This is a genomic window from Nonlabens sp. SY33080 (assembly GCF_011784885.1).
Taxonomy (GTDB): domain Bacteria; phylum Bacteroidota; class Bacteroidia; order Flavobacteriales; family Flavobacteriaceae; genus Nonlabens; species Nonlabens tegetincola.
Map to the genome: position 1 here is coordinate 1,020,402 of NZ_CP050461.1, position 11,132 is coordinate 1,031,533.

Below are 11,132 nucleotides of genomic sequence, written 5' to 3' on the forward strand. Positions count from 1 at the left end.
AATGAGGTATACCTATGTTTGATAATTTATCCGATAAGTTAGATAAAGCCATGCACGTCCTTAAAGGGCATGGTAGTATTACTGAAGTTAACGTAGCTGACACGCTTAAAGAAATAAGACGTGCCCTAGTTGATGCCGATGTAAACTTTAAAATTGCCAAGGAGTTTACTAAAAAGGCTAAAGATAAAGCGATTGGACAAGGAGTTCTTACCTCATTAAAGCCTGGTCAATTACTTACAAAAATTGTACGAGATGAGCTAGCAGAATTAATGGGTGGTGAAGTAACCGGTGTTAATCTATCGGGTAATCCATCTGTTATTTTAATGTCTGGTCTACAAGGTAGTGGTAAAACTACATTCTCTGGTAAACTGGCTAACTTCTTAAAAACAAAAAAAAGCAAAAAACCTTTATTAGTTGCCTGTGATATTTATAGACCTGCAGCCATTGACCAATTACATGTAGTAGGTGAATCAATAGGTGTTGAGGTTTATTCTAATCGTGACGAAAAAGATCCAGTTAAGATTTCTCAAGCTGCAATAGCTCATGCAAAACAAAACGGCTTTAACGTTGTTATTATAGATACCGCTGGTCGTCTAGCAGTAGATGAGCAAATGATGAATGAAATTGCTCAAGTACACGCTGCTGTTCAACCACAAGAGACTCTTTTTGTAGTAGACTCGATGACAGGTCAGGATGCTGTGAATACAGCTAAAGCATTTAATGATCGTTTAAATTTTGATGGAGTTGTTCTTACTAAACTAGATGGTGATACTCGTGGTGGTGCTGCTTTGTCTATTAAATCGGTTGTTGACAAACCTATTAAATTCATAGGTACAGGTGAAAAAATGGAAGCCATTGATGTTTTCTATCCATCACGTATGGCAGATCGTATCCTAGGAATGGGAGACGTTGTTTCACTTGTAGAAAGAGCGCAAGAACAATTTGACGAGGAACAAGCTCGTAAACTGAATAAAAAGATTGCTAAAAATCAGTTCGGTTTTGATGACTTCCTAAGTCAGATCCAGCAGATCAAAAAAATGGGTAACATTAAAGATCTTATGGGAATGATACCTGGTGCTGGAAAAATGCTTAAAAATGTAGATATCGACGACGATGCTTTTAAAGGTATTGAAGCTATCATACATTCTATGACACCTGAAGAACGTACTAAACCACAAATTATCAATGGTAGCCGTAAAAAACGTATTGCAAAAGGTAGTGGTAGTACGGTTAAAGATGTAAATCAACTGCTCAAACAATTTGACCAAATGAGCAAGATGATGAAAATGATGCAAGGCGGTAAAGGAAAAGCAATGATGAATGCATTGGGTAAAATGAGATAAAAATATCTCCTACCCTATTTTAAAAGAGCTTTTCGTCTTTATTGATCTACATAAATTGAATTCTCTCATATCGAGTGAACTTCGCTATTGCTACAGCTTTTAAAGTTATTGTAATACAATAATTGGTTTGGACTCCAGTTTTACCCGTGAATAACATAAAATCATGAGCATTAAGTTATTCTTACCTGCGGTTTGATTGGTAATTGATTTTATCATACGTATTAAAACAAATGATTTATCACTCCGTCTTTAATAAAACGTTTTCGTTAACAACTAGTGAAAACCTATTACTTCAAAACTTTTAAAAATCAATCAAATTCTTCAATTTTACAGTCGATTAATTAAAAAGCATCATGATCCTACTAGACGGTAAAAAGACCAGTAATGATATCAAGAATGAAATCACAGCTGCAGTACAAGAAATGAAAGATAAAGGTGAAAAAGTACCTCATCTTGCAGCAATAATTGTAGGTAATGATGGCGCAAGTCTTACCTACGTAGGCAGTAAAGTAAGAGCGTGTGAGCGTGTAGGTTTCGAGAGCACGTTGATTAAAATGCCTAATACTACCAGTGAAACCGAATTGCTTAAAGAGATTAAAAAATTAAATCAAAATCCTGAAATTGATGGGTTCATTGTTCAGCTTCCTTTACCTAAACAAATTGACACCCAAAAAGTTCTAATGGCTGTAGATCCAGACAAAGATGTCGATGGATTTCATCCAACCAATTTTGGAAGAATGGCACTAGATATGAGTACATTTATCCCTGCTACTCCTTTTGGTATTCTCGAATTATTAGAACGATACAACATTGAAACTAAAGGTAAACATACTGTAGTAATAGGTCGATCGCATATTGTAGGTAGACCTATGAGCATTCTTATGGGAAGAAAAGGTTTCCCAGGAAACTCAACCGTAACACTTACTCACAGTCAAACTAAGAATATTACTCAAATTACTTCACAAGCTGATATTATCATTTCAGCGCTTGGAGTTCCCGGTTTTCTCAAAGCCGAAATGGTTAAAGATGATGCAGTAATTATCGATGTGGGAATTACTCGTGTTCCTGATGAAAGTGCTGCAAAAGGTTATTACATCACTGGTGATGTTGATTTTGAGAATGTATCCAAAAAGGTAAGTGCAATAACACCTGTTCCAGGTGGTGTAGGTCCTATGACCATAGCAATGCTACTTAAAAATACGTTATTAGCTCGTGAACGTCATCGTGTAATGAGCAATTAATCCTTAAAAACTGTCCGTTTATCGGGCAGTTTTTTTTGTAACTTACATTTGGATTGATCGGTAAATATTTTAGTAAACTTGTACCATAAATAATTTTGATATCATGAAAAAAGCTTTTGTAATCGCTCTAGTAGTCTTTGGTTCCGCTTTCGCGAAAGCGCAATCACCATCCTACCAAGCTCTCGTAATGGAATATTTTGAAGTAGGTGGAATTGATGAAGAATATAATCAAGCTTATGATATGATGCTCAATCAAATTAAGGATGCTTTTCAATCACAATCGGTTCCTGAAAGTTTCTGGAAAAAACATCAAAACAACAAGAAGGAAAGTGTAGCCCAATTTAAGGGAATACTAGCGGCAGAGTATCGTAGTATTATCACAGAAAAATATGACCTAGAGCAACTGATTAAATTTTATAAATCCGAAGCGGGAATTCAATTGCGTGAAAATCCAGCTGCCATGACTGAGGAACAAAAGGCAGCCTATGCCAAATATCTAGAAAGCAGTACTGCGCAAAAAATTAACGAGATACAAGGTGATCTATCGGCTGCAAAACAAAGGACAAGCATGTACTGGTCTAGAAATTTGTTTTGCAGTATCATAAGTGAGTTAAAGGAACTGGGATATAACTCTGGAATGCCTACCGGGAATTGCAATTAATGGACGATTATTTAAAAAAATTACCCCAACTTGCCTCTCAAAAAAAGACTGAAAACACTCAGTATTTTAAAAAATTACGCAAAAAAAAGCCCAAAAACCTAGATTATATAGTTCAAGAAACTCACGATGAGGTTTTTGAGGAAGTGGACTGCCTAACTTGTGCAAATTGTTGTAAAACAACTGGTCCTCTATTTACCGACAACGACATAGCGCGCATCGCTAAGCACTTTAGGATGAAACCATCCGATTTTATTGATGATTACTTGCGTATAGACGAGGATAAAGACTATGTGCTTAAACAGGTGCCTTGCCATTTTCTAGGAGCAGATAATTATTGTTCTATTTATGAGGTAAGGCCCAAAGCTTGTAGAGAATATCCGCACACCGATAGGCGCAAAATTTATCAAATAGGAACTTTGACGGTAAAAAACACAGCCATTTGTCCTGCAGCGTTTAAGGTGGTAGAGAAAATGAAGAGTAAACTGCCCTTATAATTTTAAAGTTTCCTTAATTCCATATCAAACAATCGTTAATCACACATCACATGTGAAACTACCTGTCTAATATTGCATTATGAAGTGGACACTTTACTTATTCATTTTATTAGGATTACTCTCCTGCAAAGAGGATAAACCCATAAGCACAACCCAAGTCATTCAAAGAGAAGGCTTTATTAATATCATCAATGAGCCTAGTGAAAAGATTCAGGTTATAAATTTTTGGGCAACCTGGTGCGCGCCTTGTGTAGAGGAGCTACCCTATTTTGAGAAAGTAAACACTAAATATGATGATGTAGATGTAGTTCTTATATCCTTAGACGATGTAGAAAAGGTAACTTCAACGGTAAATCCATTTCTTAAAGAAGAAGAAATTAAAAGTGCCGTTTACCTACTAGATGATCCCTATGCCGCAGAGTGGATACCCATGGTAGACGATCATTGGGATGGTGCCATACCAGCAACCCTTATAAAAAAAGGAAAAGAAAAATATTTTATAAACAAAGCAGTGACCTACGACCAGTTGGAAGAAGCCATTGCACAATTTAGATAGGTTATGAAAATCGTGAAATTTTTAAGTTTAAGTGCAGTAATACTTGTGGCTGTTGTCATTACCAGTGGTGTAATAGACACCAAAGTAATGGGATATGATGTTGCTGCCACTATACAAGAGTCTGGTTATAAAGTAGGTGATGTTGCTACAGATTTTTCTCTTAAAAATATCGATGGTAAAATGGTGTCCTTATCAGATTACAAACAGGCCAAAGGATTTATTGTAATTTTTACATGTAATCATTGTCCTTATAGTGTGGCTTATGAAGATAGAATTATCGCAATTGATAAAAAGTATAAAGAATTAGGATATCCTGTAATTGCAATCAATCCTAACGATACCGAAACTTATCCTGCAGACAGTTATGAGAACATGATTGTAAGAGCTCGAGAAAAAGGTTTTACATTTCCTTATCTATTTGATGAAGGCCAAAAAATATATCCACAATATGGTGCCACAAAAACTCCGCATGTTTATTTGCTAAAAAAGGAAGGACCTAGAAACGTAGTTCGATACATAGGAGCAATAGACGATAATCATAAGGATGCGAGTAAAGTTAAAAATCATTTTTTAGAAGATGCATTGCAAGCGCTTTTAAACAACAAAAAAATAGAAAATACCTATACGAGAGCCATAGGTTGCAGTATTAAATAGGTATATTGTTATAATCTATTGACTTGACCTAATTCAAGGTACATATCCCTATCATAATTTCTTATTTTTGTCTTAAAATTAGAATTATGATATTGGAACAATATTATACAAAATGCCTAGCTCAAGGAACTTATTACATTTCCAGTAATGGCGAGGCTGCGGTAATAGATCCACTACGTGAGGTACAACCTTACATTGATAGAGCTGCTAAAGAAGGAGCTACCATTAAATATATATTTCTTACTCATTTTCATGCAGACTTTGTATCTGGTCATGTAGATCTAGCAGATAAAACTGGTGCCACGATTGTTATCGGGCCTAATGCCAGTACTAGTTACGCTTTCGCGAAAGCGGAACACCAACAAAGTTTTTCTATCGGTGACATTACACTTACCTTGTTACACACTCCTGGACACACCATGGAGTCCTCTTGTTATTTATTAAAAGATGAAACAGGTAAAGCAGAGGCAATATTTACAGGTGACACACTTTTTATAGGCGATGTAGGTCGTCCTGATCTTGCAGTGAAATCAGATCTAAGCACAGAAGATCTTGCAGGTCATTTATATGATAGTCTACGCAATCACATCATGCCCTTACCAGATGACATCATTGTTTATCCTGCTCATGGTGCTGGTAGTGCTTGTGGTAAGAATATGAGTAAAGAAACTAGCGATACTCTTGGGAATCAAAAGAAAACTAATTATGCTCTTAATCCTGATTTAACTAAAGAGGATTTTATCAAAGAAGTTACTACAGGAATTGCTGCACCGCCTTCTTATTTCCCTAAAAACGTGTGGATGAACAAGGGTGTGAACAGCAGTATTGACGAGATATTAAAAAGAGGAAATACACCTATTAATGCAAAATCGTTTAAAGCGCTCGCAGACGATGTAGAATATCTAGTACTTGATGTACGCAGTCCTCAAGAATTTACCAAAGAACACATACCTGGAAGTTGGTTCATAGGTCTAGATGGACAATTTGCCCCTTGGGTAGGAGCTTTAATAGAAGATATTGATCAAAAAATTATTCTAGTCGCACCTGAAGGTCGAGAAGAAGAAGCAGTGACTAGACTAGCGCGAGTAGGTTACGACAATTCTCAGGGCTATCTTAAAGGAGGAATTAGTAGTTGGAAAACTGCCGGATATTCTATTTCAAGCATTGAAGATATTACAGCTCAAGAATTTATCGATGGACTAGAGTCTGGAATGATTGAACAACCACTAGATTGTCGTAAACCTGGTGAATATGAAAGCAGTCATGTCAATGGAGTACCTTTACATGCTCTGGATAACGTTCATTCCGAATTGAAACATTTGGATAATACTAAAGTGTATACAGTTCATTGCGCTGGTGGATATAGGTCAGTGATTTTTGCCAGTATTGCTCAATCACAAGGTTTTAAATTTAAAAATGTATTAGGTGGTTATGGAGCCATCAAAAAAACTGAATTAAAAAATCAAGAATTGGTCACTACTAGTTCTTGTAATATATAAATTATGAAAGATATTAATCAAGAGGAATGGAGAAAACTCATCGCTAACGATGAAAACGCTATCATTCTAGATGTTAGAACAAAAGAAGAAGTAACTGAAGAAGGAATTATTCCTGGTGCCCTGCACTATAACATTTATGAACCAGAAACTTTCATGAATGCTGTAAACGGCATGGACGCTTCTAAAAACTACTATGTATATTGTCGTGCTGGTAGTCGTAGCGCTCAAGCTTGTCAAATTATGAATCAATTGGGACTACCAAACACCTATAATCTATTAGGTGGATTTATGGAGTGGGAAGGAGAAACAACGCACATTTAATGAAAACTATATATCGATTATTTTTTGTAATTCTATTTTCTATTTCCATAAGTTCTTGTTTTCAAGATAAACCAGGTACAATTATAAAAATTTCACCCGAAGAGGCTGAATCCTTAATTGAAACTAACAAGGTAAAGCTTATTGACGTGCGTAAAGATCTTGATTTTAATAAAAAGCATCTTAAAGGCGCAGTTAATATGGAGATAGAAAATACAGATCTCGAAAAGATTTTATCTTCACTAGATAAAGAGGAACCATTATTACTCTATTGTAATAAAGGTGGTCAAAGTGCTCGTTGCGCCAAAATTCTCGAGGAAAATGGATTTCTAAAAATTTACGACCTAACAGGAGGAATTCAACAATGGGAAAAAAGTGGTCGTAAAGTAATTGTACAGAATTAAAATTATGGATTTAAAACAAGTTCCAAAACTTAAGCATACCGATAGTAATAATTTCTTTTTACTTGCTGGCCCTTGTGCTATCGAAGGTGAAGAAATGGCTTTACGAATAGCTGAGAAAGTTGTGCGTATAACAGATGATTTAAAAATCCCTTACATATTCAAAGGAAGCTTTAAAAAAGCAAACCGCAGCAGAATTGACAGCTTCACTGGAATAGGTGATGAAAAAGCTTTAAAAATTCTTGAAAAAGTCTCAAAAACATTTGATGTTCCTACGGTTACCGATATCCATGAAGTAAGTGACGCACAAAAAGCGGCTCAATACGTGGATGTTCTGCAAATACCTGCTTTTTTAGTTAGACAAACCGATCTAGTAGTTGCAGCTGCACAAACAGGTAAGGTGGTTAACCTTAAAAAGGGGCAATTCATGTCACCCGAAGCTATGCAACATGCAGTTCAAAAAGTAAAGGACTCTGGTAGCGATAAGGCTTGGATTACTGATCGCGGTACCATGTTTGGTTATCAAGATATGATTGTTGATTTTAGAGGAATTCCTACCATGAGACAATTTGCTCCTACAGTACTAGATGTGACGCATAGTTTACAACAACCTAACCAATCTAGTGGAGTAACTGGTGGAAGACCAGATATGATTGAAACAATCGCTAGAGCAGGTGTCGTAAACCATGTAGATGGATTGTTTATAGAGACACATTTTGACCCAGCAAACGCAAAAAGTGACGGCGCAAACATGCTCGACCTACAACATTTAGAAGGTTTACTGACAAGACTCGTAACTATCAGAAAAACAATTAGTTCGTTTTAACTATCGTTAACACAACGTTCAAAGTCAGGCTATCATTGGATCGCCTGACTTTTTTATTTCGATATATTCAAGTTATGTTTAAGAAATTGTAAAACAGTTTTTTATAACTGTAACAAAAAGGAACTTTGCATGTCTTTTAATAAGAACAACAAAATAAAATGCTATGAAAAAGTTACTTTTTTTGTTTGTTATTCTGGTAGCCGGAATTGCAAACGCTCAAACCGTAAAAAACACAGATGATCTTAAACGTGTAAAAATTCACGCTGATGCTGAAGTAGAATTCGTAAACTCTACATCGGATAAGGTTATGTTTAATCTCAATGAAGAAGATCTTAAAAACTTTACGATATCAACTGATAACAACAGTCTGATCGTTAGACAAAATGGTACAAGCGCCAAACCTCTTAAAATTAGAATCTACACTAACTCTTTAAAAGCACTTTCGGTTAAAGGAAATACACAAGTTTCTTTCTCAAAATTTAATTACGAAAAGTCTTTAATGGTAGAGGCCTTAAACGGAGCTCAAGTAGATCTTAACAATTTTAAGATTGGTACTTTAAACATCATAAGATCAGGAGATAGTTCTGTTGCCGCTGAACAAGCAAAAACAACTAAGGAAACTGTAGATGGAGTTTTAATTGCTGCTATTGACTAATAATTTATCTCAAAAAAATAGTAAAGCGTCTCATTTTTTGAGGCGCTTTTTTTTTATTTCTCTTTTAAATTGTTAAACTTTTGTTAGATATCTAAGTCTAAACTTAAAAGTTAGTTGAAAATGGGAAAAAGTCATTTTATAGTTTCGATTTGTTTATTAATCTTGAGTACCATCTTTATAGGTTGTCAAGACTCTAATGATGAAGTAATTTTAACTGAGCAAGAAATCCTTAATAATCATTTTACAAACATCAGTTTATCTACAACACTACCCTATCAAAACACGCAAGTACCTAACTATATAAGATTCGTAAATACAGGAAATGATGTTGAAAATGAAAAAGCGCGATTAGGTAGAGTTTTATTTTACGATAAAAACTTATCTATTGATAATTCTATTTCTTGTGCAAGTTGCCATATTCAGTCTCATGCTTTTGGCGATCTTAACATGGCAAGTATAGGTGTTAATGGAATTACTACAAGGCACAGTATGCGGCTAGTAAATGCCGGTTATAGACCAGGAACTTCTTATTTTTGGGATGAAAGAGCTAGTTCTATAGAAGATCAAGTATTACAACCTATTCAAGATCATGTAGAGATGGGTTTTAGCGGTTCCAATGACTCAAATACTTTGGAGTCTTTGGTTCAAAAACTACAATCCTTAGAGTATTATCCAGTACTCTTTAAACAAGTATACGGCAATGAACAAGTAACAATAGAAGGCATTCAAGAGTCTTTGGCTAATTTTGTTTTAAGCATTCAGTCTTTTGATTCAAAATTTGATGAAGGTCTTGTTCAAACTGGAAATATCAATACTCCATTTCCAAATTTTACCCCATCTGAAAATCGTGGTAAAAGACTGTTTAATACGCCAGCTGTCAATGGTGGTGCAGGTTGTGTGAGTTGCCATGCAGGTCCTGAGTTTGCCATAAGAGATGACATCCATAATAATGGTGTAATAGGAGTGCTTAACAATCCGAATTTAAATGATCATGATAATACTAGATCTCCTAGCCTACGTGATCTCACCGATCCCATGGGAAATTTAAATGGTCCTTTAATGCACGACGCCTCTTTGTCAACGCTGTTAGAGATGGTCAACCATTACAATCAAATTGATATAGCAAACCAACAATTATTAGACCCTTTATTGTTCTCTTCTGTAGGGCCTAATGGACCAGTTGGTCAAGATTTACAACTTACTGAAACACAAAAGGAAGATCTCATTAGCTTTTTAAGAACCCTCTCAGGCAACTCAGTCTATACTGATGAAAAATGGAGTAATCCATTTATCCAACCTAATTAATTAATAGTTTATTATATGTGTTCTCATCGTGGCGATAAACATTGCCATCAACAAGAGGCTTTATCCCTGGAACAGCAAGTTTATCAGTAAACTGCCAAAAATCCCAATCACCTTCTGGTTGACCACGATAGCTATAATTGGCAATCCACAGCCTAGGATAATTTTTAAAATAATCATCGCTAGATAAATAATCCTTGTAATAACTAGCTCCTGTATAAAGAATAGGAGCTACTCCATAGTGTTTTTTTATTATGGAAATCCAATTTTTAAGTCCTTTTCTCAGGTTTTCTATTGATTGTATACTAGAGACCTCTTCAATATCAAGAACAGGTGGTAAATCACCTTTCTTTAAATCTACCGTTTTAATAAAATTTTTTGCTTGTTGAGTGCTGTTAACATTGGCCCAATAATAATGATAGGCACCACGATTTATGTTTAAGACTTGTGATTCTTCCCAATTTCTTTTGAACCTTTTATCTTTTTCCACTCCTACAGTTGCCCTCATAAAAACAAATTGTAAGCTTCTTTCTGGATTAGGATAGGTCACCTTATCCCATTCAATTACTCCTTGATGATGTGATACATCGATTCCTTGAATACTATATTTTTCGATACGATTTTCAAAATGAACGTTAGTTGGTTTAATTGATGAAAAGTTGCTGTAATCCCGATAAAAATAAAATGCTACGACTAGAGAAATAACGGCAATGATCAATAAAATTTTAGACCTCTTCATGTATAACTGTCTATTTAATTAGTTATCTATTCAGTCTTAGATTTTGTAATTCTATCAAGGTTTCTAACAACACTTTATTGTCCATATCGTCCATAGAAAAATACCTCAACGACCTCATGCGCTTACGCCCTTCACCAGCAACCAATTTATTGTGTTTATTGGATAATTCACTGCCATATGCGAGTCCTAGGTCCACATATTTCTTTCTAAAATTTATATAACAAAACATGATATTTCCCTTTAGGTAATAAAAAGGCAAACTCCATTTATATTTTAGAACGGCATCTGGGAAATTTGAACTTATCAATACGTGTAAGTCCATCATAATATGATTGAAAGGTTCTGGAGCTTTGTAGATATAATCTTCTGCCGGATTCATGTGGTTAATTTAGTGGTTATTACGCTTTCGCGAAAGCGTAATTTCGTAAATTTAAGCTCTGACT

14 protein-coding genes are annotated in these 11,132 nt (G+C 35.2%); 12 read left to right on the forward strand and 2 right to left on the reverse strand.

Annotation, left to right across the window (positions count from 1 at the left end; translation table 11 throughout):
- Positions 1-14 precede the first annotated feature (14 nt).
- The 12 genes from ffh to HCN53_RS04780 all read left to right on the forward strand — a co-directional run bounded on the left by ffh (position 15) and on the right by HCN53_RS04780 (position 9,953).
- Positions 15-1,343 carry a signal recognition particle protein gene (ffh, locus tag HCN53_RS04725; RefSeq protein WP_042280317.1) on the forward strand — a complete coding sequence of 443 codons (1,329 nt, stop codon included), beginning with the start codon at positions 15-17 and terminating at the stop codon, positions 1,341-1,343.
- Between the two features lie 353 nt (positions 1,344-1,696).
- A complete protein-coding gene (locus HCN53_RS04730) occupies positions 1,697-2,584 on the forward strand; it encodes a bifunctional 5,10-methylenetetrahydrofolate dehydrogenase/5,10-methenyltetrahydrofolate cyclohydrolase (RefSeq protein WP_042280318.1) in 888 nt (295 codons plus the stop codon).
- Positions 2,585-2,687: 103 nt separating this feature from the next.
- Positions 2,688-3,245, forward strand: a complete 558-nt coding sequence (locus tag HCN53_RS04735; RefSeq protein WP_105019238.1) for a DUF2059 domain-containing protein — start codon at positions 2,688-2,690, stop codon at positions 3,243-3,245.
- A complete protein-coding gene (locus HCN53_RS04740) occupies positions 3,245-3,739 on the forward strand; it encodes a YkgJ family cysteine cluster protein (protein WP_105019239.1) in 495 nt (164 codons plus the stop codon). Before HCN53_RS04735 ends, HCN53_RS04740 begins: the two co-directional genes overlap by 1 nt.
- 79 nt (positions 3,740-3,818) lie before the next feature.
- A complete protein-coding gene (locus HCN53_RS04745) occupies positions 3,819-4,295 on the forward strand; it encodes a redoxin family protein (RefSeq protein ID WP_167342187.1) in 477 nt (158 codons plus the stop codon).
- A 3-nt stretch (positions 4,296-4,298) separates the two neighbouring features.
- Positions 4,299-4,949, forward strand: a complete 651-nt coding sequence (locus HCN53_RS04750) for a redoxin domain-containing protein (protein WP_105019241.1) — start codon at positions 4,299-4,301, stop codon at positions 4,947-4,949.
- A gap of 86 nt (positions 4,950-5,035) precedes the next feature.
- Positions 5,036-6,448 (forward strand): MBL fold metallo-hydrolase, encoded by a 1,413-nt coding sequence (locus HCN53_RS04755; protein WP_167342188.1) that lies wholly within the window; start codon positions 5,036-5,038, stop codon positions 6,446-6,448.
- 3 nt (positions 6,449-6,451) lie between these two features.
- Complete coding sequence (locus HCN53_RS04760) at positions 6,452-6,769, forward strand: rhodanese-like domain-containing protein (protein WP_167342189.1); 318 nt, start codon at positions 6,452-6,454, stop codon at positions 6,767-6,769.
- The gene (locus tag HCN53_RS04765; RefSeq protein ID WP_167342190.1) at positions 6,769-7,170 is read left to right on the forward strand and encodes a rhodanese-like domain-containing protein; all 402 of its coding nucleotides are present in this window, start codon (positions 6,769-6,771) and stop codon (positions 7,168-7,170) included. The genes HCN53_RS04760 and HCN53_RS04765 overlap by 1 nt, the downstream gene beginning before the upstream one ends.
- Before the next feature lie 4 nt (positions 7,171-7,174).
- Positions 7,175-7,993 carry a 3-deoxy-8-phosphooctulonate synthase gene (gene kdsA / locus HCN53_RS04770; protein WP_042280334.1) on the forward strand — a complete coding sequence of 273 codons (819 nt, stop codon included), beginning with the start codon at positions 7,175-7,177 and terminating at the stop codon, positions 7,991-7,993.
- A 163-nt stretch (positions 7,994-8,156) separates the two neighbouring features.
- The gene (locus HCN53_RS04775; protein ID WP_167342191.1) at positions 8,157-8,648 is read left to right on the forward strand and encodes a GIN domain-containing protein; all 492 of its coding nucleotides are present in this window, start codon (positions 8,157-8,159) and stop codon (positions 8,646-8,648) included.
- 162 nt (positions 8,649-8,810) lie between these two features.
- A complete protein-coding gene (locus tag HCN53_RS04780) occupies positions 8,811-9,953 on the forward strand; it encodes a cytochrome-c peroxidase (protein WP_240919394.1) in 1,143 nt (380 codons plus the stop codon).
- Here HCN53_RS04780 and HCN53_RS04785 read toward each other — a convergent pair.
- Entirely contained in the window at positions 9,946-10,689 is a 744-nt protein-coding gene (locus HCN53_RS04785) for a glycoside hydrolase family 25 protein (protein ID WP_167342193.1), read from the reverse strand. The two genes, HCN53_RS04780 and HCN53_RS04785, sit on opposite strands and share 8 nt — an antisense overlap.
- Positions 10,690-10,711: 22 nt before the next feature.
- The gene (locus HCN53_RS04790; protein ID WP_167342194.1) at positions 10,712-11,068 is read right to left on the reverse strand and encodes a DUF1801 domain-containing protein; all 357 of its coding nucleotides are present in this window, start codon (positions 11,066-11,068) and stop codon (positions 10,712-10,714) included.
- Positions 11,069-11,132: the final 64 nt, after the last annotated feature.